19 protein-coding genes and 1 riboswitch are annotated in these 23,476 nt (G+C 55.2%); of the genes, 8 read left to right on the top strand and 11 right to left on the bottom strand.

Features of this window, described 5'->3' with window-relative positions:
* Positions 1-18: 18 nt before the first annotated feature.
* From araD to araB, 3 genes are read right to left on the bottom strand one after another with little or no spacing between them, the layout of a single operon-like run.
* A complete protein-coding gene (araD, locus tag HV157_RS10635) occupies positions 19-714 on the bottom strand; it encodes an L-ribulose-5-phosphate 4-epimerase (protein ID WP_032679615.1) in 696 nt (231 codons plus the stop codon).
* A 52-nt stretch (positions 715-766) separates the two neighbouring features.
* Positions 767-2,269, bottom strand: coding sequence for an L-arabinose isomerase (gene araA, locus HV157_RS10630; RefSeq protein WP_014168604.1), 1,503 nt, complete (start codon positions 2,267-2,269; stop codon positions 767-769).
* A 10-nt stretch (positions 2,270-2,279) separates the two neighbouring features.
* A complete protein-coding gene (gene araB / locus HV157_RS10625) occupies positions 2,280-3,989 on the bottom strand; it encodes a ribulokinase (protein ID WP_025205438.1) in 1,710 nt (569 codons plus the stop codon).
* Positions 3,990-4,325: 336 nt separating this feature from the next.
* Between araB and araC the strand changes: the two genes are divergently transcribed.
* Positions 4,326-5,171, top strand: coding sequence for an arabinose operon transcriptional regulator AraC (gene araC / locus HV157_RS10620; protein ID WP_025205437.1), 846 nt, complete (start codon positions 4,326-4,328; stop codon positions 5,169-5,171).
* A gap of 128 nt (positions 5,172-5,299) precedes the next feature.
* Entirely contained in the window at positions 5,300-6,067 is a 768-nt protein-coding gene (locus HV157_RS10615; RefSeq protein ID WP_014168607.1) for a DedA family protein, read from the top strand.
* A gap of 27 nt (positions 6,068-6,094) precedes the next feature.
* Here HV157_RS10615 and thiQ read toward each other — a convergent pair whose 3' ends face one another.
* The 4 genes from thiQ to sgrR form a co-directional block, all read right to left on the bottom strand.
* Complete coding sequence (gene thiQ, locus HV157_RS10610; protein WP_063214184.1) at positions 6,095-6,796, bottom strand: thiamine ABC transporter ATP-binding protein ThiQ; 702 nt, start codon at positions 6,794-6,796, stop codon at positions 6,095-6,097.
* Positions 6,780-8,390, bottom strand: a complete 1,611-nt coding sequence (thiP, locus tag HV157_RS10605; protein WP_182268202.1) for a thiamine/thiamine pyrophosphate ABC transporter permease ThiP — start codon at positions 8,388-8,390, stop codon at positions 6,780-6,782. Before thiP ends, thiQ begins: the two co-directional genes overlap by 17 nt.
* On the bottom strand, positions 8,366-9,349 hold the full coding sequence (thiB, locus tag HV157_RS10600) for a thiamine ABC transporter substrate binding subunit (RefSeq protein WP_182268203.1): 984 nt from the start codon (positions 9,347-9,349) through the stop codon (positions 8,366-8,368). The genes thiP and thiB overlap by 25 nt, the downstream gene beginning before the upstream one ends.
* A 31-nt stretch (positions 9,350-9,380) precedes the next feature.
* Positions 9,381-9,481, bottom strand: a riboswitch (TPP riboswitch).
* A 36-nt stretch (positions 9,482-9,517) separates the two neighbouring features.
* Positions 9,518-11,173, bottom strand: coding sequence for an HTH-type transcriptional regulator SgrR (sgrR, locus tag HV157_RS10595; RefSeq protein WP_049023065.1), 1,656 nt, complete (start codon positions 11,171-11,173; stop codon positions 9,518-9,520).
* 88 nt (positions 11,174-11,261) lie between these two features.
* Here sgrR and sgrT point away from each other — a divergent pair, with 88 nt between their 5' ends.
* A complete protein-coding gene (sgrT, locus tag HV157_RS10590) occupies positions 11,262-11,414 on the top strand; it encodes a glucose uptake inhibitor SgrT (protein ID WP_014168612.1) in 153 nt (50 codons plus the stop codon).
* A gap of 119 nt (positions 11,415-11,533) precedes the next feature.
* Entirely contained in the window at positions 11,534-12,712 is a 1,179-nt protein-coding gene (locus HV157_RS10585; RefSeq protein ID WP_032679619.1) for a sugar efflux transporter, read from the top strand.
* A 202-nt stretch (positions 12,713-12,914) separates the two neighbouring features.
* Here the strand turns inward: HV157_RS10585 and leuD are convergent, their stop codons facing one another.
* The 4 genes from leuD to leuA are packed head-to-tail and all read right to left on the bottom strand — an operon-like array spanning position 12,915 to position 17,596.
* Complete coding sequence (leuD, locus tag HV157_RS10580) at positions 12,915-13,520, bottom strand: 3-isopropylmalate dehydratase small subunit (protein ID WP_014168614.1); 606 nt, start codon at positions 13,518-13,520, stop codon at positions 12,915-12,917.
* 10 nt (positions 13,521-13,530) lie between these two features.
* On the bottom strand, positions 13,531-14,931 hold the full coding sequence (gene leuC, locus HV157_RS10575; protein WP_014168615.1) for a 3-isopropylmalate dehydratase large subunit: 1,401 nt from the start codon (positions 14,929-14,931) through the stop codon (positions 13,531-13,533).
* Positions 14,932-14,933: 2 nt separating this feature from the next.
* A complete protein-coding gene (leuB, locus tag HV157_RS10570; RefSeq protein ID WP_020882572.1) occupies positions 14,934-16,025 on the bottom strand; it encodes a 3-isopropylmalate dehydrogenase in 1,092 nt (363 codons plus the stop codon).
* On the bottom strand, positions 16,025-17,596 hold the full coding sequence (gene leuA, locus HV157_RS10565) for a 2-isopropylmalate synthase (RefSeq protein WP_014168617.1): 1,572 nt from the start codon (positions 17,594-17,596) through the stop codon (positions 16,025-16,027). The genes leuB and leuA overlap by 1 nt, the downstream gene beginning before the upstream one ends.
* Positions 17,597-18,409: 813 nt before the next feature.
* On the opposite strand from leuA, the gene leuO reads away from it, so the two are divergent.
* From leuO to cra, 4 genes are all read left to right on the top strand, one after another.
* Positions 18,410-19,354: a transcriptional regulator LeuO gene (gene leuO / locus HV157_RS10555; RefSeq protein WP_032669418.1), complete on the top strand. Its 945-nt coding sequence runs from the start codon at positions 18,410-18,412 to the stop codon at positions 19,352-19,354.
* Positions 19,355-19,734: 380 nt separating this feature from the next.
* On the top strand, positions 19,735-21,459 hold the full coding sequence (gene ilvI / locus HV157_RS10550) for an acetolactate synthase 3 large subunit (protein ID WP_014168620.1): 1,725 nt from the start codon (positions 19,735-19,737) through the stop codon (positions 21,457-21,459).
* A 1-nt stretch (position 21,460) separates the two neighbouring features.
* The gene (gene ilvN, locus HV157_RS10545) at positions 21,461-21,952 is read left to right on the top strand and encodes an acetolactate synthase small subunit (RefSeq protein ID WP_003856371.1); all 492 of its coding nucleotides are present in this window, start codon (positions 21,461-21,463) and stop codon (positions 21,950-21,952) included.
* Between the two features lie 179 nt (positions 21,953-22,131).
* Positions 22,132-23,139 carry a catabolite repressor/activator gene (gene cra / locus HV157_RS10540; RefSeq protein ID WP_014168621.1) on the top strand — a complete coding sequence of 336 codons (1,008 nt, stop codon included), beginning with the start codon at positions 22,132-22,134 and terminating at the stop codon, positions 23,137-23,139.
* The last annotated feature ends 337 nt before the right edge of the window (positions 23,140-23,476 follow it).

The raw sequence follows: 23,476 nt of genomic DNA, 5'->3' as shown, positions 1-23,476 counted from the left end.
GCTGGGTATATATACAGTTTACTGCCCGTAATAGGCTTTTGCGCCATGTTTACGCAGGTAGTGTTTATCCAGCAGGGTTGGCTGCATATCCGGAAGCTGCGGAGCCAGCTGGCGGCAGAAAATGCCCATATACGCGACCTCTTCCAGCACAATCGCGTTATGTACCGCATCTTCGGCGTTTTTGCCCCAGGCAAAAGGTCCATGGGAGTGCACCAGCACGCCGGGCATTTGCGCAGCGTCGATACCCTGTTTTTCAAACGTTTCGACGATAACGTTGCCGGTTTCCCACTCATACTCGCCGTTGATCTCTTCATCAGTCATCAAACGGGTGCAGGGAATGGTGCCGTAAAAGTAGTCTGCGTGCGTGGTTCCGGTCGCCGGAATGGACTGGCCGGCCTGCGCCCAGATGGTCGCATGACGCGAATGGGTATGCACAATACCGCCAATGGTCGGGAAGGCCTGGTAGAGCAGGCGATGCGTTGGCGTGTCCGAGGAGGGTTTTTTCTTTCCTTCCACCACTTCGCCCGTGGCGATGCTGACGACAACCATATCTTCTGCGGTCATTACCGTGTAATCCACCCCTGACGGCTTTATCACGAAGACGCCGTGCTCGCGGTCAACGGCGCTGACGTTGCCCCAGGTCAGCGTCACCAGATTGTGTTTGGGCAGCGCCAGGTTGGCTTCAAGTACCTGACGTTTGAGATCTTCTAACATGCAATCCTCCAGGAAAAGAGGCCCGCCCTGCGGCAGGCCAAAGGTTCCCCTGTTAACGTTTTGAACCGTAATAGACTTCGTTCCAGCGCAGTGCGTCTTTGAACGCGGGCAGGCGGGTATCGTTATCAATGACGGTCAGTTCGATGTCGTGCAGTTCGGCGAACTGACGCATGTCGTTCAGATCCAGCGCGTGGCTGAAGACGGTGTGGTGCGCGCCACCGGCCAGGATCCAGGCTTCCGAGGCGGTTGGCAGGTCAGGCTGCGCTTTCCACAGGGCGTTGGCGACCGGCAGTTTTGGCAGAGAATGCGGGGTTTCAACCGCATCCACACAGTTCACCAGCAGGCGGAAACGGTCGCCCAGGTCAATCAGGCTGGCATTGATGGCAGGACCGGTACGGGTGTTGAAGATCAGACGTGCCGGGTCGGCTTTTCCGCCAATGCCAAGGTACTGCACGTCGAGGATCGGTTTCTCTTCAACGGCAATGGAAGGACACACTTCCAGCATATGCGAGCCCAGTACCAGGTCGTTGCCGTTTTCGAAGTGGTAGGTGTAGTCCTCCATAAAGGAGGTGCCGCCCTGCAGACCGGTTGACATCACTTTCATAATGCGAAGCAGAGCGGCAGTTTTCCAGTCGCCTTCGCCGGCAAAGCCGTAGCCCTGCTGCATCAGACGTTGTACCGCCAGGCCGGGCAGTTGTTTCAGGCCGTGGAGGTCTTCAAAAGTGGTGGTAAAGGCATGGAAGCCACCCTGTTCCAGGAAGCGTTTCATGCCCAGTTCGATACGTGCTGCATCCAGCACGTTCTGGCGTTTGTCACCGTGAATTTGTGCCGCAGGGGTCAGACGGTAGCTGCTTTCGTATTCGTCGACCAGCGCGCTTACGTCGCCATCGCTGATTTCATTCACCACCTGCACCAGGTCGCCCACGGCCCAGGTATTCACCGAGAAACCAAATTTAATCTGTGCGGCAACTTTATCGCCGTCGGTGACCGCCACTTCACGCATGTTGTCGCCGAAACGCACCACTTTCAGGTGGCGAGTATCTTGTCGGGACACCGCCTGGCGCATCCAGGAGCCGATACGTTTTTGCGCATGCTGATCCTGCCAGTGGCCGGTGACGACCGCATGTTGCTGGCGCATACGTGCGCCGATAAAGCCGAACTCGCGGCCGCCGTGCGCGGTCTGGTTCAGGTTCATAAAGTCCATATCAATGCTGTCCCACGGCAGGGACGCGTTGAACTGGGTATGGAACTGCATCAGTGGTTTATTGAGGATGGCCAGACCGTTGATCCACATTTTGGCCGGCGAGAAGGTGTGCAGCCACACCACCATGCCAGCGCATTTATCGTCGTAGTTCGCGTCGCGGCAGATGTTCGTGATCTCATCCGGGGTCGTGCCGAGCGGTTTGAGCACCAGTTTGCACGGCAGTTTAGCCTCTGCATTGAGCGCGTTGACCACGTGCTCAGCATGTTTCGTCACCTGTTGCAGCGCTTCCGGCCCGTACAGATGTTGGCTGCCAATGACAAACCACACTTCATAATTATTAAAAATGGTCATTATTGTGTCCTTAATGTGTCAGGGTTGCCGTAGTGTCCGCGGTGTGTTTGGCCGGGGCGGCGACAGGGAGATAGTGAAGTTCGGCGCTTTTTGCCCATTGCTGATAGCGCTGATAAAGCTGTTCAAAACGCTGCGCCTGCTGAGCACGCGGCTGGAGGGTATTTTCGACAGCGCTCGCCATGTGCTGCTGCGCGGTCGGGATATCGGCATGAACGCCTGCCGCAACGGCCGCGAAGATCGCTGCTCCGAGGGCACAGCACTGATCGGAGGCGACAATCTGCAGTGGACGGTTCAGCACGTCACAACAGGCCTGCATGATTACCGGGTTTTTACGGGCGATGCCGCCCAGTGCCATCACGTTGTTGACGTCAATGCCCTGCTCGGTGAAGCACTCCATAATGGCGCGCGCCCCAAAGGCAGTTGCGGCAATCAGGCCGCCAAACAGCGCTGGCGCGTCGGTGGCGAGGTTAAGATCGGTGATCACCCCTTTCAGGCGCTGGTTGGCAAATGGCGTACGGCGACCGTTGAACCAGTCGAGCACCACCGGCAGGTGATCGAGAGAAGGATTCTTTGCCCACGCGGCGGTGAGCTGCGGCAAAAGCTGCTTTTTACTTTCGGCAATCTGGGTCTTCAGCTCAGGATGTGCCGCCGCCAACTGATCCAGCGGCCAGCCCAGCACGCGGCCAAACCAGGCGTAGATATCGCCAAAGGCGGACTGACCCGCTTCCAGACCGATAAACTCCGGTACGACGCTACCGTCAACCTGGCCGCAGATGCCTTTTACCGCCCGATCGCCTACGCTGGCTTTATCCGCGGTGAGAATGTCGCAGGTGGAGGTGCCGATTACCTTCACCAGCGTGTTTGGCTGGGCGCCAGCGCCCACCGCGCCCATGTGGCAGTCAAACGCCCCGCCGGAGATGGCCACGTTTTGCGGCAGACCCAGGCGCGTCGCCCACTCTTCACAAAGCGTACCCACCGGAATATCGGCGGTGAAGGTGTCGGTGAACAGCGGGTATTGCAGACTCGTGTTGATGACGGGATCGAGTTCATCGAAGAACGCCGCCGGTGGCAGGCCACCCCAGCTCTCATGCCACAGGGATTTGTGTCCGGCGCTGCAGCGTCCGCGGCGGATATCCTGCGGACGCGTGGTACCGGAGAGCAGGGCTGGTACCCAGTCGCACAGTTCAATCCAGGATACCGCGGCCTGCGCAACGGATGCGTCCGCGCGGGTTACGTGAAGGATCTTTGCCCAGAACCATTCACTGGAGTAAATACCGCCGATGTAGCGCGAGTAGTCCGTCTTACCGGGCTGGTGACACAAGCGGGTAATGGCCTCGGCCTCTTCAACGGCGGTGTGATCTTTCCACAGCACGAACATGGCGTTCGGGTTATCAGCAAACTCCGGACGCAGCGCCAGAACATGGCCTTCGGCATCCACAGGGGCAGGCGTTGAGCCGGTACTGTCGACGCCAATCCCGACGATTTCTGCCCGCTGGGCGTCGGTCAGTTCAGTCAGTACGGTTTTGATTGCCGCTTCCATCGACTCAATGTAGTCACGTGGATGGTGACGGAACTGGTTATTTGGCGCATCGCAGTAGCGCCCCTCTTGCCAGCGCGGGTACCACTCAACGCTGGTTGCTATTTCCTGGCCGCTTGTACAGTCCACTGCCAGAGCGCGAACCGAGTCGCTGCCAAAATCGAGGCCAATCGCAATTGCCATGGTGTTGCTCCATCAAAAAACAGGTATGAGAGAACATTAGAGACTGGAGGCGAAAATCGTCAGGCAGGATCCGCTAATCTTATGGACTAAATTGCTGTTGCAATAGAAAGTGTGACGCCGTGCAAATAATCAATGTGGACATTTCTGCCGCACTTATAGACACTTTTGTTACTGCTGATCTGCCCCCGTGGGCGGACAAATCAGGGGGAAAGGCTGAAACATGGCGGACGTAAAAGAGGCGTGATGCTTTTTGGATCTTTTCGCGGGCCATTTTTATACTGCTTTTATCGATATGGACAATTGGTTTCCTTCAGGACCCTTGGGAGAACTGAATCTATGGCCGAAACGCAAAACGATCCCTTATTACCGGGCTACTCGTTTAATGCTCACCTGGTGGCGGGGCTGACCCCTATTGAGGCTGAGGGATATCTCGATTTTTACGTCGACCGACCGCTCGGGATGAAAGGGTATATTCTGAACCTGACGGTGCGTGGGGAAGGGATTATCAAAAATAACGATCAGCAGTTTGTCTGCCGTCCGGGCGATATGCTGCTGTTTCCGCCGGGGGAGATCCACCACTACGGGCGCCACCCGGAGGCCAAAGAGTGGTATCACCAGTGGGTCTACTTCCGCCCGCGCGCCTACTGGCAGGAGTGGCTCTCGTGGCCGGCTATTTTTGCGCACACCGGTTTTTATCGCCCGGACGAGGTTCATCTGGCTCAGTTCCGCGAACTCTTTGCCCAAATTATTGAAGCGGGGCAGGCGGGTGGCCGGTATGCCGAACTGCTGGCGATTAACCTGCTTGAACAGGTGCTGTTGCGCCGGATGGAGGCGATAAACGCGTCACTTAATCCTCCGCTGGACAACCGCGTGCGCGACGCCTGCCAGTACATCAGCGACCATCTGGCCGACAGCCAGTTCGATATCGCCAGCGTCGCCCAGCATGTGTGTCTCTCACCGTCGCGGCTGTCACATCTGTTCCGTCAGCAGCTGGGCGTTAGCGTCCTGAGCTGGCGTGAGGACCAGCGTATCAGCCAGGCGAAGCTCCTGCTCAGCACCACCCGCATGCCCATTGCCACCGTGGGGCGCAATGTGGGCTTTGAAGACCAGCTCTATTTCTCCCGGGTATTTAAAAAATGCACCGGTGCCAGCCCCAGTGAATTCCGGGCAGGATGTGAATAAACGGTAAAAAAAGATAAACAAGCAGGTGAACTGTGGAAGCAACCTGTAAACTATTCAGACAATTGTTGTCTTGACGCGGTGCAGGGCGCTAAGCAGAATCCCTGATTCGTTTTCTGACCGGAATAGTTATGCAGGCATTGCTGGAACATTTTATCACCCAGTCCGTTATGTATTCGCTTATCGCCGTTGCGCTGGTGGCGTTTCTGGAATCGCTTGCACTTGTTGGGTTGATCCTCCCCGGCACGGTGATGATGGCGGGGCTGGGCGCGTTGATTGGCAGCGGTGAAGTGAATTTCTGGCAGGCGTGGATGGCGGGGATTATCGGCTGTTTACTCGGCGACTGGATCTCCTTCTGGCTGGGCTGGCGCTTTAAGAAACCGCTGCACCGCTGGTCGTTCATGAAAAAGAACAAAGCCTTGCTGGATAAAACCGAACACGCGCTGCATCAGCACAGCATGTTCACGATCCTCGTCGGTCGCTTTGTTGGACCAACGCGTCCGCTGGTGCCGATGGTCGCGGGGATGCTGGATCTGCCTGTTGCGAAATTCGTGGTGCCGAACATCATCGGCTGTGTTTTCTGGCCGCCGTTCTACTTTCTGCCGGGGATCCTGGCAGGGGCCACCGTTGATATTCCTGACGGAATGCAAAGTGGCGAGTTTAAGTGGTTGTTGCTGGCTACGGCCCTGCTGTTGTGGATCGCTGCCTGGCTGTGCTGGCGACTGTGGCGCAGCGCGAAAGCGAATGTTGATCGCCTGACGCGTTATCTGCCACGCTCGCGCCTGTTGTGGCTCGCGCCGTTAATGCTGGGGGTTGCCGTGGTGGCGCTGGTCGCCCTGATTCGCCACCCGCTGATGCCGGTGTACGGTGAAATCCTCTTGAAGGTGGTGAGCCGTTAATCTGTTTCCCTCTCCCGTGGGAGAGGGTCAGCTCGCACTGATGCCCAACAATGACGACGCCCCTGCGTGACCGCTGAGCAGTTCCTCAGTGCCGCCATCCCAGGCAATTCGCCCTTCTGCAATGACCACCGATCGTGGCGCAATCCGCGCGGCATCCTCAATGCTGTGCGAAACCATCAGCATTGTCAGTTGCTGACGCTGGCACACGTCCTGCACCAGGGTAAGCATCTCCTGGCGCAAGGCAGGATCGAGTGCAGAGAAGGGCTCATCCAGAAGCAGTATGGGCTGCTCGCGCACCAGGCAGCGCGCCAGCGCCACCCGCTGACGCTGCCCGCCGGAGAGGGCTTCAGGGAGGCGGTCAATAAACGCGGTAATGCCCATCTGAGCGGCAATCAGCTCCAGCTTCTGGCGCTGACCGTCGTTGAGTTTCAGGCCAGGATCCATACCCAGGGCGATGTTTTGCCGCACCGTCAGATGCATGAACAGATTATTTTCCTGGAACAGCATCGACACCGGACGTCGGGCGGGTGGCGTGCGCGTATGGTCGCGGTTTTCAATCACTATCGACCCGCTCGCCGGTTGCAGAAAACCGGCAATCAGATTGAGCAAAGTACTCTTTCCGGCCCCGCTCGGACCCAGAACCGCAATCATCTCTCCCTGACGAACCGAAAGGGAGAAGCGCATTGGCAGATGCTGGTAGAGCCAGGTTACATCAGTCAGTTTTAACATTACGCCCCGGAAGTTTTTCGATAACGGTAAATAAGGCAAAGCAGAGCACCAGTAACAGCAGCGCCGTGACGGCTCCCTCCTGGCTACGATAGGAGCCAATTTGCTGGTACAGCCAGTACGGGAGGGTGCGGAAATCTTCATTACCGAAGAGCGCCACGACACCAAAATCACCAATTGAGAGCACACAGGCGAAGGCCAGGGCCTGGGCCAGCGGGCGTTTCAGCGCACGCAGTTCGATAATCTTTAGCCGCTGCCAGCCCTGCAGACCGAGCGACTGGCACAGCAGCGCGTAGCGGCTGTTGATGTCTCGCATCGGATTTTCCAGCACCTTCAGCGCGTAGGGGATCGCCATTAGGGCATTGGTGAAAATCACGATGCCGTCGGCGTTTTCCGGCAGGCCAATGGTGCTGTTGAACAGTAAAAAGAACCCCGTCGCCAGTACAATGCCGGGCATCGCCAGGATCAGCATGCCTGTCAGCTCCAGGGCATGCCCGGCTTTACGGGCCTGACGCGCGTAAAGCTCGCGGCTGCTCCATAAAAGCATCATGGTCAGCATGACACACAGCAGCCCGGCGGCCAGCGCGATCCGTAACGAGGTCCACGTTGCCTGCCAGAGAACGGGCTGCTGCAACACGGTAACGAGATTCAGGTTCAGGCCATCGACGATGACGGCCATCAGCGGCGGAAGCAGAAGCAGCAGCGCCAGCGTGATAAGCAGCAGGTCAGCGATCCGGCTATGCATGCTGTCCTGCGGGTCGCGCCAGCCGGTTATCTGATTACTGCCCGGCGGGATGGCTTTGCTCAGACGCTGGCTCAGCAGCACAAGGCACAGGCAGCAAACCATCTGCACCATCGCCAGCAGCGCGGCGCGGCCGGGGTCATAGTCGTAACTGAGCGCCTGGTAAATTGCCAGTTCGATGGTGGTGGCCTGCGGGCCGCCGCCGAGTGAAAGCACGGTGGCAAAACTGGCGAAACAGAGCATAAAGATCAGAGCCGCAACCGGCGGGATCTGACGACGCAGCCACGGCCATTCGACCAGGCGGAAGAAGGATACGCCGCGCATGCCCAACTGGGCGGCAAGCTGGCGCTGTTCACCGGGGATGTTTTCCAGTGCCTGTAAAAAGAGTCTGGTCGCCATCGGCATATTGAAAAAGATGTGCGCCAGCAGAATGCCCTTCAGTCCGTAGGGCGAGAAGCGCCACTCCAGACCCAGCAGGCTGAAAAGTGAAGCCAGCCACCCCTGACGGCCATAGACGCTCAGGATGCCAAACACGGCCACCAGGACCGGCAGGATCAGCGTCATGGCGCACAGGCGCAGCAGGGCCTGCCTGCCGGGGAAACGGCGGCGATAAAGCGCGCGTGCCAGGAAAATGGCGGGGATAACCGACAGCAGCGCAGAGAGAAAGGCCTGCCAGAAAGAGAAACGGATAACGTGCCAGAGATAACTGTCGTGCCAGAGCGCGAACAGGTCGCTCTCTGGCGCGTTAAACCACAAGGCAAGGAATGCGCCCAGACTGACCGCCACCATCAATACGGCGGCGAGCAGCCCAGGAATTAACCAGCCGGGAATTAACGGCTGACGGCGCGTTGCCATTCACTTACCCATGCTGCTCGCTGCGCGGCAACCTGCTGAGGCGTAAACTCCAGCGAGGTTTGCGGTTTGGTCAGTTTCTCAAAGCCCGCTGGCAACGCCACGCTGGTCACGGGGTACATCCAGTTACCCGCTGGAATAGCGTTCTGGAATGCCGGGGAGACCATAAATTTCAGGAACTTCTCGGCCAGTTCGGGCTGTTTGCTGGATGCCGTGCGGGCTGCCACTTCGACCTGCAGATAGTGCCCTTCAGCAAAACTGGCGGCGGCGTAATTGTCTTTCTTCTCGGCGATGATGTGGTAAGCCGGGGAGGTGGTGTAGCTCAGAACCAGATCACTTTCCCCTTTCAGGAACAGACCGTAGGCTTCGCTCCAGCCTTTTGTCACGGTGACGGTTTTGGCGGCCAGCTTCTGCCACGCTTGCGGAGCGTCATCGCCGTAGACTTTCTGCATCCACAGCAGCAGCCCCAGGCCTGGCGTACTGGTGCGAGGATCTTCATAAATAACGCGCCATTTCTGCTCGCTTTCGACCAGTTCCTTCAGGCTTTTCGGCGGGTTTTTAAGCTTGTTTTTGTCGTAAACAAACGCGAAGTAACCGTAATCGAACGGCACAAAGGTGTCGTTCTGCCAGTCGCCCGGGACGCTGACGGCATCGGTGGCGACGCCGCTTTTGGCAAACAGTCTGGTTTTCGAGGCGGCCTCCAGCAGGTTGTTATCCAGCCCAAGCACCACATCGGCTTTACTGTTTTTGCCTTCCATGCGCAGGCGGTTAAGCAGAGAGACGCCATCTTCTAGCGCCACGAACTTCAGTTCGCACTGACAGTCAGCTTCAAAGGCTTTTTTCACCACCGGACCCGGACCCCAGTCGGCTGAGAAGGAGTCGTAGGTGTAGACCGTCAGGACGGGCTTCGCGACGGCAGGCAGCGCAAACAGCGCCAGAAGGGGGAGAACTTTTTTTAACACTTTGCACCTCAAGGTTGAGTGGCAAAGGATTTTGAGTGACAGCCTCAAATCCCTTCGCCGGCGTTATCCGGATCAGGTTCGACGGGTATTATCTCAGCGCACATCAGTGATGCAGCACCCCGTTGAGAACGGCGCTATTGTAATGATTTGGCAAATATTACGAAAGTGTTATGGCTCCGGCGGCGAAAACCAGGCGGATTTAAAATCAAACCAGCCCAGCGTATTCATTCTGACACCGCGCATACTACGCTGCCCCTGGATCATCAGCCAGTGGTGGATCAACGGCACGATCGCTTGTTCAGCCAGCAACTGCTGGCACCATGAGGCCAGATTCATGTCGCCGGCGCGCCAGCGTGCCGCGTCCTGCTGCCAGTCCCGGTCTATGCAGTGCTGGATAAGCGGGACCTCATACAGGTGAGAGAAGAGCGAGAAATCAAGCGGCAGGGTAAAGTTGGCGCTGTTGAGCCAGATGTCGCTGACGATCTCCCCCTGATGCCATTCATCGTAATCCACCTCTTTGACATCCAGCCTCACCCCAACGGCGGCCAGCAGTCGGGTCATGATTCTGGCGATAAAGCGGTGTTCAACGTGCTCGCGATAGTAGGTCAGGGTGATGGACTCCAGCCCGGCGGGCTTGTCGCAGTATGTCGGGCGGGCGTGATGCCAGCGAGGAAGCAGACCATACGCCGGGAACCAGTAGGTCTGGTACTGCTCCTCCGCATGATAAATCAGGCTGGAGGGCGACAACACGTGGCTTATCCATTTACGCACCTCATGGTTTGCCCCGCGATGGGTACGGCTGTCGAACAGCAGGTAGTAGCACCCTTCTTCGAGCCGGCTCTCCACGGCCTTTTCGCCCGTGGTGGGCCCTTCCAGCGTCAGCCCGGCGCTCAGCTCTTCATTGAGATCCGGTAATACCCACACGTTCACTTCGTCGATCAGCGCCCGGTAGCCAAAATAGTCATCAAAAGCGCGGATTTTCAGCTGGTTGTTGTTATTGCGCGATACAGAGTAGGGGCCGGTGCCAATCGGCAGGCTGGCAAAATTATTCATCGATTCCCATTCACCGGGCAAAATCATCGACGGTACATAGCCCAGCAGCCACGGAAGCCATTTGTCCGGCTGAGACAGTTCAACATCCAGTGTCCATGCCGTAGGAGAGTGAACGCGTGAAATATGGGAATAGAGCGGTAGCGTGCAGGCGCGCTCTAAAGAGGCAATCACATCGACCATCTCCAGCTCGCGGCCGTGGTGGAAATGAATACCAGGACGTAGAAAAAAGCGCCAGTGAAGAGGAGAAAGTTGCTGCCAGTGGTGCGCAATATCCGCTTCCAGTTCCCCATTTTCCTCATTTATGCGCGTCAGGCCGCTGAATATTTGTCGGGCCATATGGGTTTCAGAGCGGCGTAACGCCGTGCCGGGTAACAGGTTTTTCATCGGTCGATAGTAGAGCACCCGCAGAATGTGGCGACCCTGACGAAAGCTGCGCCCGAGATGCGACACCAGCATCTGGCGTACTGCCGCTTTGTCCCCCACCAGCTGCACCAGCTGGTCGATGCGGTCCTGTTCCAGCAGGTCTTCCGCCCGCTGCTGCTGCAACGCCAGCCCGGTATACAGGAAGGTCAGGCGCGAGCGTTTTCCGCGACCCGCCTCGGCCTCCCAGTTTAGCCAGCCCTGCTGCTGCATGGTATTAAGCAGCGTGCGCATGTGCCGGCGCGAACAGCTGAGCAGGTCCGCCAGCGCGTTCAGCGTGGTCTCCTGCGATCGCCCCTCGCAGCATTGCCAGAGGCGGATAAATTGTTGTTGCAGACGACCAGATGGCATAAAAGGGGAACTCCTGACAAAAAATCAGCAATTTATTAATCCCTATATTAGGCCAATAATTCTTCCCGATGAAGTGAGGAGGTAAATTATGAAGAGGTCTACCGCACGTCAGTTTTATCAGCGTTATTTTTCAGCGACGCAGGGAGCGTCCTGGCTGGCCCGCCAGTGTGCAGAGCAACGGTTGAAAATCCTGGAAGATCTGATGCAGTGGGACGTTACGAAACCGACCTCTTCTTGCTAACTCGCCTCGATCATGTGTGACTGAGTATTGGTGCTTATCACCCGCCAGCAAAATGTTTTTGCTGGCTTTTTTCGTTTACTATTCACCCACTTTCGATTCGCTTTCACAAGGACTTGCGCATGCTCTGGTTGATGACGATGGGGCGACGCCTGAACGGCGTGTATGCCGCTTTTATGCTGGTGGCCTTTATGATGGGCGTGGCGGGGGCATTGCAGGCTCCGACGCTGAGTCTGTTTCTCAGCCGTGAGGTGGGGGCGCAGCCGTTTTGGGTGGGGCTGTTTTATACCGTGAACGCCATCGCCGGGATCCTGGTCAGTCTGGCACTGGCAAAACGATCGGACAATCGGGGCGATCGTCGCAAACTGATCCTCTTTTGCTGCGCCATGGCCGTGGGTAACGCGCTGCTGTTTGCCTTCAATCGCCATTACCTGACGCTGATTACCTGCGGCGTGCTTCTGGCGTCGCTCGCCAATACCGCCATGCCGCAGCTGTTCGCGCTGGCCCGTGAATACGCGGATAACTCGGCGCGGGAAGTGGTGATGTTCAGCTCGGTCATGCGTGCGCAGCTCTCTCTGGCCTGGGTGATCGGCCCGCCGCTGGCGTTTATGCTGGCGCTGAACTATGGCTTTACCACCATGTTTTCCATCGCTGCCGGCATTTTTGTCATCAGCCTGATACTGATTGCCTTTGCGCTACCCTCAGTGGCGCGAGTGGAGCTGACGACGGATAAACCCATCACCCAGGTGAGCGGCTGGCAGGATAAAAACGTCCGCATGCTGTTTATCGCGTCCATGCTGATGTGGACCTGCAACACCATGTACATCATTGATATGCCGCTGTGGATCAGCAGCGATCTGGGGTTGCCGGACAAGCTTGCGGGGATCCTGATGGGGACGGCAGCCGGCCTGGAAATTCCGGCGATGATCCTGGCGGGTTATTACGTTAAGCGTTTTGGAAAGCGCCGCATGATGATCGTCGCCGTGGCGGCAGGAGTGCTTTTTTATCTGGGGCTGATCGTCTTCCATTCGCGCGAAGCACTGCTTGCGCTGCAGCTGTTTAATGCCGTGTTTATTGGCATCGTGGCCGGGATTGGGATGCTCTGGTTCCAGGACTTAATGCCGGGACGGGCAGGCTCTGCCACTACGCTCTTTACCAACAGCATTTCAACGGGCGTTATTCTGGCAGGGGTGATTCAGGGGGCGTTGTCACAAACCTACGGTCACGCGTCAGTGTACTGGATGATTGCGGCCATTTCCGTGGTGACGCTGGTGCTAACCTGCCGGGTAAAAGATGTGTGATTCTGGAAGGCGGCTTCACGAAATAAAACGATTTTCTGACAGGGTCTGAGAAGGCGCATAGCGCGCGTGGCGTCAGCCGAGGCTGTTTGCCTCAGGCTGACGCAAGAGGCAAACAGTGGTGAGGCCCACATCAATTAACACTGATGGTGTACTGCACCCATTATGTTGGACGATGTTGATCTTCACCAGGATGGTACGCAGCCTACCCCATAAACGCAGGCTGTTTTTGCTCATAGGCGGAGATGGCATCTTCGTGCTGCAGCGTCAGGCCAATACTGTCCAGGCCATTCAGCATGCAGTGACGACGAAAGGCGTCAATGCTGAAGCTGTAGGACTTATCACCCGCTTTCACCACTTCCGCTTCCAGATCCACTTCAAACGAAATCCCAGGATTTGCCTTCACCAGGGCGAACAATTCGTCTACCTGCGCATCGCTCAGCGTCACCGGCAGCAGCTGGTTATTGAAGCTGTTGCCGTAGAAGATATCGGCAAAGCTTGGGGCGATAACCACTTTAAACCCGTAGTCGGTGAGCGCCCAGGGTGCATGTTCACGGGAAGAGCCGCAGCCAAAGTTTTCACGCGCCAGCAGAATCGATGCGCCTTTAAATTCCGGGAAGTTCAGCACGAACTCGGGATTGGGCACTTCGCCTTTGTCGTCCAGGAAGCGCCAGTCGTTAAACAGATGCGCGCCAAACCCGGTACGGGTCACCTTCTGCAAAAACTGCTTTGGAATGATGGCGTCAGTGTCGACGTTAGCGGCGTCCAGTGGGACAACCCGGCCCGTATGTTGGGTAAATTTCTCTGCCATGATTGTCTCCTTATTTCAGGCTGCGAATATCGGCGAAATGACCGGTCACTGCCGCAGCGGCGGCCATTGCCGGGCTGACCAGGTGAGTACGCCCACCGCGGCCCTGACGGCCTTCAAAGTTACGGTTACTGGTGGAGGCACAACGCTCGCCAGGATTCAGGCGGTCATTGTTCATGGCCAGGCACATGGAGCAGCCAGGCAGGCGCCACTCGAAGCCCGCTTCGATAAAGATCTTATCCAGGCCTTCAGCTTCCGCCTGGGCTTTCACCGGGCCAGAGCCCGGCACAACCAGCGCCTGAACGCCCGGCGCCACTTTACGGCCTTTGGCAATCTCGGCCGCCGCGCGTAAATCTTCGATACGGGAGTTGGTGCAGGAGCCGATAAACACTTTATCAATGGTCACGTCAGTCAACGGAATGCCTGGCTTCAGACCCATATAGGCCAGCGCTTTTTCCGCACTGGCGCGCTCGACCGGATCGGTGAAAGAGGCCGGGTCAGGAATATTATCGTTAACGGAAATCACCTGGCCCGGGTTGGTTCCCCAGGTGACCTGTGGCGCAATGTCTTCCGCCTGCAGCGTAACCACGGTGTCAAACGTCGCACCATCGTCGGTTTTCAGGGTTTTCCAGTACGCAACCGCCTCAATAAAATCCTGGTCTTTCGGCGCGTGCAGACGGCCCTTCACATAGCTGAAGGTTGTTTCGTCTGGCGCGACCAGGCCCGCTTTTGCCCCCATCTCAATGGCCATGTTGCAGAGCGTCATACGGCCCTCCATGCTCAGTGCCTGGATGGCTTCACCGCAGAATTCAACCACGTGACCGGTGCCGCCTGCGCTGCCGGTTTTACCGATGATGGCCAGCACGATGTCTTTGGCGGTAATGCCCGGGGCCGCTTTGCCTTTCACTTCAATCTTCATGGTTTTGGCGCGGCCCTGTTTCAGGGTCTGCGTCGCCAGAACATGTTCAACTTCAGAGGTACCAATACCGAACGCCAGGGCCCCAAACGCGCCGTGGGTGGCCGTGTGGGAGTCACCGCAGACAATGGTCATGCCTGGCAGGGTGATGCCCTGTTCCGGCCCCATTACGTGGACGATACCCTGATACGGGTGGTTCAGATCGTAGAGCTCGACGCCAAATTCATTGCAGTTTTTGATCAGCTCCTGCATCTGGATACGCGCCATTTCGCCCGACGCATTGATATCTTTGGTTTGCGTGGAGACGTTGTGATCCATTGTCGCGAAGGTTTTACCAGGCTGGCGCACCGGGCGCTTATGCGCACGCAGTCCGTCGAATGCCTGAGGGGAGGTAACCTCGTGCACCAGATGGCGATCGATATACAACAGTGGGGTTTCGTTTGGTGCCTCGTAAACTACGTGCGCATCAAACAATTTTTCATATAACGTTTTCGCCATGATTACACCCCTTCAGCGACATAGCGGGCAATAATGTCGCCCATTTCATCGGTACTGACTGCCGCCGTGCCGCGTGCTAAATCACCGGTACGGACACCTTCTTCTAACGCACGGTTAATGGCGTTTTCAATTGCGGTTGCTGCATCACCGGCATCAAGGCTGTAGCGCAACAGCAAGGCCAGGGAGAGGATCTGCGCAATCGGGTTGGCAATGTTTTTGCCGGCGATATCGGGCGCGGAGCCGCCTGCAGGTTCGTACAGGCCAAATCCCTCCTCATTGAGGCTGGCTGATGGCAACATCCCCATAGAGCCTGTGATCATTGCGCACTCGTCCGAGAGAATATCGCCGAACAGGTTGGAACACAGCAGAACGTCAAACTGCGACGGATCTTTAATCAGCTGCATGGTCGCGTTGTCGATGTACATATGGGACAGTTCGACATCCGGATACTGTTTCGCGACTTCACTGACGATTTCACGCCACAAAATAGAAGACTGCAGAACGTTCGCTTTATCGATAGACGTCACTTTATGGCGGCGTTTGCGCGCCGACTCAAAAGCGATATGGGCGATACGTTCAATTTCAAAACGGTGATAGACCTCGGTATCAAAGGCTTTTTCATGCTGACCGCTGCCTTCGCGCCCTTTAGGCTGCCCGAAGTAGATCCCGCCGGTCAGTTCACGCACGCACAGGATGTCAAAGCCGTTAGCCGCGATATCTGCACGCAGCGGACAGAACGTTTCCAGCCCCTGGTACAGCTTCGCCGGACGCAGGTTGCTGAACAATTTAAAATGTTTACGCAGTGGCAGCAGCGCGCCGCGCTCAGGCTGCCCGGCGGGCGGCAGGTGTTCCCATTTAGGGCCACCCACGGAGCCAAACAGCACTGCATCCGCATTTTCACACCCTTCAACGGTCGCTTTTGGCAGCGGAGTACCGTGATTATCGATGGCGATACCGCCCACATCATAGTGGCTGGTGGAGATTTTCATCGCAAAACGCGAACGAACGGCTTCCAGTACTTTCAGCGCCTGTGCCATCACTTCCGGGCCAATACCGTCACCCGGTAACACAGCAATATGGTAATTCTTCGACATTACACGGTTTCCTTGTTGTTCTCTTTATTCTGAGCTTTGCGTTGCAACTCTTTTTCAACTTCAGCGGCGCGCCAGATGTTGTTCAGCACGTGGACCATCGCCTTCGCGGAGGATTCAACAATATCCGTCGCCAGGCCCACACCGTGGAAACGACGGCCATTGTGGGTGACCACGATATCAACCTGACCCAGGGCATTCTCACCGTGGCCCTTGGCCGTCAGGTCATATTTCACCAGCTCTACGTCGTACTCGGTGACGCGGTTAATTGCGCGGTAAATGGCATCAACCGGGCCATTGCCGTTTGCCGCTTCGGCCTTAATGTCTTCGCCACAGGCCAGTTTGACCGAGGCAGTCGCAATGTCGCTGGAGCCTGACTGCACGCTGAAGTAATCGAGGCGGAAGTGCTCAGGCTCTTCCTGCTGTTTATTGATGAAGGCCAGCGCTTCCAGGTCATAGTCGAATACCTGACCTTTTTTATCGGCCAGCTTCAGGAAGGCGTCGTACAGCTGATCCATGTTGTAATCGCTGTCCTTATAACCCATCTCTTCCATACGGTGTTTCACCGCCGCACGACCGGAACGGGAGGTCAGGTTCAACTGAACCTGGTTCAGGCCGATGGATTCCGGGGTCATGATTTCGTAGTTTTCACGGTTTTTCAGCACGCCATCCTGATGAATACCGGAGGAGTGCGCAAAGGCGCCGGTACCCACAATCGCCTTGTTAGCCGGGATGGGCATGTTGCAGATCTGGCTGACGGTCTGGCTGGTACGCCAGATTTCGTTGTGATTGATGCGGGTATGCACGTTCATGATGTCTTTGCGCACTTTGATCGCCATGATCACTTCTTCCAGTGAACAGTTACCTGCACGTTCACCGATGCCGTTCATCGCGCCTTCTACCTGACGTGCACCGGCGTGCACCGCAGCGATGGCGTTGCCAACGGCCAGCCCCAGGTCATCGTGGGTATGTACGGAGATAATCGCTTGATCAATGTTTGGTACGCGTTCATACAGACCGGTAATGATGTTGGAGAACTCAAACGGCATGGTGTAGCCGACAGTGTCCGGGATATTGATGGTTTTAGCGCCCGCATTGATGGCAGCTTCCACCACGCGCGCCAAATCTTCAATCGGCGTACGGCCAGCATCTTCACAGGAGAATTCAACGTCATCCGTGTAGTTACGGGCACGTTTGACCATGTAGACCGCGCGCTCAATGACCTCATCCAGCGTGCTGCGCAGCTTGGTGGCAATGTGCATAGGAGAGGTAGCAATAAAGGTATGAATACGGAATGCTTCGGCAACCTTCAACGACTCGGCTGCAACATCGATATCTTTTTCCACACAGCGTGCCAGGCCACAGACGCGGCTGTTCTTAATGGTACGCGCTATGGTCTGCACGGATTCGAAGTCACCCGGAGAAGAGACAGGGAAACCAACCTCCATCACGTCGACACCCATACGTTCGAGAGCCAGCGCGATCTGCAGTTTCTCTTTCACACTCAGGCTTGCCTGTAATGCCTGTTCACCGTCACGTAAAGTTGTATCGAAAATAATGACTTGCTGGCTCATGGGTTAGGTCCTTGTCAGTCTTAGGGCGCCTTGCTACGAGCATAAAAAAACCCGCGCAGTGGCGCGGGTTTTTAGTCTTACTGGTGACGATTCAACGCTGAATTTCGCCCGCCAGTCTACCGCGCAAAGTGGATGCGTTTAGTAGTAGTAGACCGGTGAAACGAATGGTGCGAATCATGAATCGTGCTCCGTTAAATTCAATATGCTTTTAGTGGTACTGGATACGACTGTGCATGTCAACCCCTGCAGGCAAAAACGCACCCGGCTGGCCAGGTTGACAGGATATATGCTTTAGCTAATTGTGCTGGGTTTTGCTTTTCCGACCCTACAAATTGTCTAATTTTGGACTGAGAAAAAGGTTGCAGAAATAATTGAATATAATTGTGATGAATAACTTAAAAGTTCGCTACTCAGTTGTGTGGGGTGCAAATGGGTTTGATATCATTAAGTTATAAATGCGGTGAATGTTTTTTATCTCTTCGGATGTCTTATGGTTATTACAGATTGTTAACTTATTTAATCGGGGTTGCAATAACAGTTTAATAATACTTAAGACATCATTAACCCGCTGACGATTGTATATTGGTCTAGTTTATGGTTTCATTCAAATCCTAAAGTGAATCATATCATTTGCAGTGGTGTTTATTTTATCGTTTGTCAGCGGCGAAAAGTCATTTTCGCTAAACTGTTCTTTATATTTTCCGAATTTAAAATAATTCTCTTTCGCTGATCGTATATGCATGGTAAATCATATTCTTCGGAATTATTACAGTACGTTGGCAAAGGGAGTGTAGCGTGACAGTGGAGTCAGAAGTGCCAGAAATTAATATTAAACAACCTCAAACTACTGATGGGATTAAACCGCAGTTACGTACGGTGGACCTTAATCTGCTCACGGTATTTGATGCTGTCATGCAGGAGCAGAATATCACCCGGGCGGCACATACGTTGGGGATGTCTCAGCCCGCGGTCAGTAATGCCGTCGCCAGACTTAAAGTTATGTTTAACGACGAGTTATTCGTTCGTTACGGGAGAGGAATACAGCCTACCGCACGGGCATTCCAGTTATTCGGCTCTATCCGTCAGGCGTTGCAGCTGGTTCAAAACGAGCTGCCAGGGTCAGGCTTTGAACCTTTAAGCAGTGAGCGTGTATTCAATCTTTGTGTTTGCAGTCCGTTAGATAATTATTTGACGTCGATTATTTATAATAAAGTTGAAGAGATCGCTCCCAATATCCATCTGGTTTTTAAATCATCCTTAAATCAAAACACAGAGCATCAGTTACGCTACCAGGAGACCGAGTTCGTTCTGGGATATGAAGAATTTCGACGTCCCGAATTTTCTTGCGTTCCGCTGTTTAAAGATGAAATGGTGTTGGTCGCCAGTAAAAAACATCCCCGACTCAATTCTCCGCTTCGGGAAAGTGACGTTTATAGCGAGCAGCATGCTGTTGTTGCGCTCGACAGATATGCTTCCTTTAGCCTGCCGTGGTATGACACGGCGGATAAACAGGCAAGCGTTGCTTATCAGGGAATGGCAATGGTCAGCGTATTGAACGTGGTCTCGCAGACACATCTGGTGGCTATTGCACCACGCTGGCTGGCTGAAGAGTTTTCCGGTCAACTACAACTGCAAATGTTGCCGTTGCCGCTCAAGCTGAATAGTCGTACTTGCTATCTCTCCTGGCATGAAGCCGCAGGTCGGGATAAAGGGCATCAGTGGATGGAAGAGTTGCTGATCAGTATTTGCCGTCGATAAGCGCATCAGGATAAATTGCATCTTCGCGTGTGATTTATCCTGGTTTTTTCTCTGTTATTGTTATTTTATTCTGTTGTGAATTTTTTCTTACTGCTCTCTGGCTCGCAAAAATAGATGATTTCCTGAATCGACGCGCTTTTCAGCGATGATTAATCATCTCATCCTCTAATACCAGATGAATTGACCATATCCTTCCTTAATACCTGTTTTTTCTGCTTTGCGAACCGTTTAGCTCACCCGGTCTGCTAATTGCCTGCCTCATAACGAGCGGTTAAGGTAACGATCACTCTGCAAAATATAAGATTGGTTTAACCCAGTCGTAAGACGGTGCGGAAATGAATTCTGCAGCTCGTCTATAACAAAATGCCTGGAGGCAAAGCATGGAGATGTTGTCTGGCGCGGAAATGGTCGTCCGATCGTTAATCGATCAGGGCGTGAAGCAAGTGTTCGGTTATCCCGGAGGCGCAGTCCTGGATATTTATGATGCGCTTCATACGGTAGGCGGCATTGACCATGTTTTAGTACGCCACGAGCAGGCGGCGGTGCATATGGCTGACGGGCTGGCCCGCGCGACAGGTGAAGTAGGCGTGGTATTAGTGACGTCCGGTCCCGGCGCGACAAACGCCATCACCGGCATTGCCACGGCGTATATGGATTCTATCCCGCTGGTTATTCTTTCCGGCCAGGTGGCGACGTCACTGATTGGCTACGACGCGTTTCAGGAGTGCGACATGGTGGGGATTTCGCGTCCCGTTGTGAAGCACAGCTTCCTGGTTAAGCAAACTGAAGACATCCCGGGGATATTGAAAAAAGCCTTCTGGCTGGCAGCAAGCGGGCGTCCCGGCCCGGTGGTGGTCGATCTGCCGAAAGATATCTTGAACCCGGCGAACAAGCTTCCTTATGTCTGGCCGGAGTCGGTGAGCATGCGCTCATACAACCCAACGACGCAGGGCCACAAGGGGCAGATCAAACGTGCCTTGCAAACGCTGCTGGCCGCCAAAAAACCGGTAGTCTATGTCGGTGGTGGGGCAATCAATTCTGCCTGTGAAGGGCAGCTTCGGGAGCTTATCGAGAAACTCAATCTTCCCGTTGCGTCGTCGCTGATGGGGCTGGGCGCTTTCCCGGCAACTCACCGTCAGGCTCTGGGGATGCTGGGTATGCATGGTACCTATGAAGCCAACATGACGATGCACCATTCCGATGTGATCTTTGCCGTCGGCGTGCGCTTTGACGATCGCACCACCAACAATCTGGCGAAATACTGCCCGAACGCCACCGTGCTTCATATTGATATCGATCCCACCTCTATTTCGAAAACGGTGTCTGCGGATGTGCCGATCGTCGGTGATGCCCGCCAGGTGCTGGAGCAAATGCTGGATCTGCTGGCACAGGAGCCGCCTTCCCAGCCGCTGGATGAGATCCGTGACTGGTGGCAGCAGATCGAACAATGGCGCGCGCGTCAGTGCCTGAAGTATGACACGCAAAGCGACAGCATTAAGCCGCAGGCGGTGATCGAAACTATCTGGCGGCTGACGAAAGGCGAGGCATACGTGACGTCTGACGTGGGTCAGCATCAGATGTTCGCGGCCCTTTATTATCCGTTTGATAAACCGCGCCACTGGATTAACTCCGGAGGGTTAGGAACGATGGGCTTTGGCTTGCCTGCCGCACTGGGCGTCAAGCTGGCTCTGCCTGACGAAACCGTCGTCTGCGTGACGGGAGACGGCAGTATTCAGATGAACATCCAGGAGCTGTCGACGGCCCTTCAGTATGAGCTGCCGGTACTGGTGCTGAACCTGAATAACGGTTATCTCGGGATGGTGAAGCAGTGGCAGGACATGATCTACTCTGGTCGTCACTCTCAGTCCTACATGACGTCACTGCCTGACTTTGTTCGTCTGGCTGAAGCCTACGGCCATATTGGGATGCGAGTGACCGATCCGGCAGAGCTCGAAACGAAGCTCGGTGAAGCGCTTGAGCACGTTAAAAATAACCGCCTCGTTTTTATGGATGTCATTGTTGATGGCACCGAGCACGTATACCCGATGCATATTCGCGGTGGTGGTATGGATGAAATGTGGTTAAGCAAAACGGAGAGAACCTGATATGCGCCGGATATTATCTGTTTTACTGGAAAACGAGTCTGGCGCACTGTCGCGCGTCATTGGCCTTTTTGCACAGCGCGGCTATAACATTGAAAGCCTGACCGTTGCGCCGACTGACGATCCGACGCTGTCGCGCATGACAATCCAGACCGTCGGCGATGCCAAAGTGCTTGAGCAGATCGAGAAACAGCTGCATAAGCTGGTCGATGTTCTGCGCGTCAGCGAGCTGGGGCAGGGGGCCTACGTTGAGCGAGAGGTCATGCTGGTGAAAATCCAGGCCAGCGGTTACGGGCGTGAGGAAGTGAAACGTAACACGGATATCTTCCGTGGGCAGATTATAGACGTCACGCCTTCTATATATACGGTTCAGCTGGCCGGAACGAGTGACAAGCTGGATGCCTTCCTGGCATCTGTGCGGGATGTGGCCAAAATTGTTGAGGTTGCGAGATCGGGCGTTGTTGGCCTGTCACGCGGCGATAAGATCATGCGTTAGTTGTCTAAAAGGTTCGCCTCTTTCTGCCCGGTCACCAAAGCCGGGCTTTTTTTTGTGTAATCAGCCGACAACAGAGATAAAAGCGGTTGCCGCGAAGGCTATTCTGCGTTTAGATGTTAAAAGATTTAACCATAACCTTGCCAAGGCCATGGACTCTTTTCATTTTTTAAGGGGCAATTGTGAAACTGGATGAAATCGCCCGGCTAGCCGGCGTGTCACGAACAACGGCCAGCTATGTGATTAACGGTAAAGCAAAGCAGTACCGTGTCAGCGATAAGACCGTTGAAAAAGTTATGGCGGTGGTTCGTGAACATAACTACCATCCGAATGCTGTCGCAGCTGGCCTGCGTGCCGGACGCACCCGCTCTATTGGCCTGGTGATCCCGGATCTGGAAAACACCAGCTATACCCGTATCGCCAACTATCTTGAACGTCAGGCACGCCAGCGTGGCTATCAGTTGCTGATTGCCTGCTCGGAAGACCAGCCCGACAACGAGATGCGCTGTATTGAGCATCTGCTCCAGCGTCAGGTCGATGCCATCATCGTCTCCACCTCTTTACCGCCTGAACACCCATTCTATCAACGCTGGGCGAACGACCCATTCCCGATTGTGGCGCTGGATCGTGCGCTCGACAGGGAGCATTTCACGAGCGTCGTCGGTGCCGATCAGGATGATGCCGAGATGCTGGCGGCAGAGCTGAGAACCTTCCCGGCTGAAACGGTGCTGTATCTGGGGGCGCTGCCTGAACTGTCAGTCAGCTTCCTGCGTGAACAGGGGTTCAGAACCGCCTGGAAAGACGATCCCCGTGAGGTGCACTACCTCTATGCCAACAGCTATGAACGTGAAGCGGCCGCACAGCTTTTCGAGAAATGGCTGGAAACGCACCCGATGCCGCAGGCGCTATTCACCACCTCATTTGCTCTGCTGCAGGGGGTGATGGATGTGACCTTACGCCGTGAGGGTAAACTGCCTTCCGACCTGGCCATCGCGACCTTCGGTGATAACGAGCTGCTCGACTTCCTCCAGTGCCCGGTTCTGGCGGTGGCTCAACGCCATCGTGATGTGGCTGAACGCGTGCTGGAAATTGTGCTGGCAAGTCTGGACGAGCCGCGTAAACCGAAGCCGGGTCTGACGCGTATTAAACGTAATCTTTACCATCGCGGAATTTTGAGCCGCCATAAATGAAATGACGGGGCGGAGAAATCTGCCCCCTTTTGACAAAATAATTCGCCGGGATAATTCCCGTAGAGAAATTAGGATAATTCTTGCGAATTTACCTTCTGCTATTTTTCTTAATTCATTTTGGCGTTTAATGGTTCCTTTAAAGGACGTTTAAACGATTTTAAATGCCTGTCTTTGTATTATTTTGTTACAAACCCTCTTCCGGCGATGAATATTCAGACGTTTTTCCTTCTCCTGTGCCAGCTTGCACGGCAACCGCCGCGTTTAGCGAGACCTGGGGTGAATCTGGCGCTGTTATCCCCTGAGAATCTGTCATAAAATGCTGCCCGCGTCGCAAACT

This window comes from Enterobacter sp. RHBSTW-00318, from assembly GCF_014101375.1.
Taxonomy (GTDB): domain Bacteria; phylum Pseudomonadota; class Gammaproteobacteria; order Enterobacterales; family Enterobacteriaceae; genus Enterobacter; species Enterobacter ludwigii.
This window is presented reverse-complemented; position numbering and strand designations above follow the sequence as displayed.

What these genes read in the sequence shown, in the direction of transcription:
- araD (WP_032679615.1), bottom strand. Translation starts at nt 714, where the DNA reads ATGTTAGAAGATCTCAAACGTCAGGTACTTGAAGCCAACCTGGCGCTG.
- araA (WP_014168604.1), bottom strand. Translation starts at nt 2,269, where the DNA reads ATGACCATTTTTAATAATTATGAAGTGTGGTTTGTCATTGGCAGCCAA.
- araB (WP_025205438.1), bottom strand. Translation starts at nt 3,989, where the DNA reads ATGGCAATTGCGATTGGCCTCGATTTTGGCAGCGACTCGGTTCGCGCT.
- araC (WP_025205437.1), top strand. Translation starts at nt 4,326, where the DNA reads ATGGCCGAAACGCAAAACGATCCCTTATTACCGGGCTACTCGTTTAAT.
- HV157_RS10615 (WP_014168607.1), top strand. Translation starts at nt 5,300, where the DNA reads ATGCAGGCATTGCTGGAACATTTTATCACCCAGTCCGTTATGTATTCG.
- thiQ (WP_063214184.1), bottom strand. Translation starts at nt 6,796, where the DNA reads ATGTTAAAACTGACTGATGTAACCTGGCTCTACCAGCATCTGCCAATG.
- thiP (WP_182268202.1), bottom strand. Translation starts at nt 8,390, where the DNA reads ATGGCAACGCGCCGTCAGCCGTTAATTCCCGGCTGGTTAATTCCTGGG.
- sgrR (WP_049023065.1), bottom strand. Translation starts at nt 11,173, where the DNA reads ATGCCATCTGGTCGTCTGCAACAACAATTTATCCGCCTCTGGCAATGC.
- sgrT (WP_014168612.1), top strand. Translation starts at nt 11,262, where the DNA reads ATGAAGAGGTCTACCGCACGTCAGTTTTATCAGCGTTATTTTTCAGCG.
- HV157_RS10585 (WP_032679619.1), top strand. Translation starts at nt 11,534, where the DNA reads ATGCTCTGGTTGATGACGATGGGGCGACGCCTGAACGGCGTGTATGCC.
- leuD (WP_014168614.1), bottom strand. Translation starts at nt 13,520, where the DNA reads ATGGCAGAGAAATTTACCCAACATACGGGCCGGGTTGTCCCACTGGAC.
- leuC (WP_014168615.1), bottom strand. Translation starts at nt 14,931, where the DNA reads ATGGCGAAAACGTTATATGAAAAATTGTTTGATGCGCACGTAGTTTAC.
- leuB (WP_020882572.1), bottom strand. Translation starts at nt 16,025, where the DNA reads ATGTCGAAGAATTACCATATTGCTGTGTTACCGGGTGACGGTATTGGC.
- leuA (WP_014168617.1), bottom strand. Translation starts at nt 17,596, where the DNA reads ATGAGCCAGCAAGTCATTATTTTCGATACAACTTTACGTGACGGTGAA.
- ilvI (WP_014168620.1), top strand. Translation starts at nt 19,735, where the DNA reads ATGGAGATGTTGTCTGGCGCGGAAATGGTCGTCCGATCGTTAATCGAT.
- ilvN (WP_003856371.1), top strand. Translation starts at nt 21,461, where the DNA reads ATGCGCCGGATATTATCTGTTTTACTGGAAAACGAGTCTGGCGCACTG.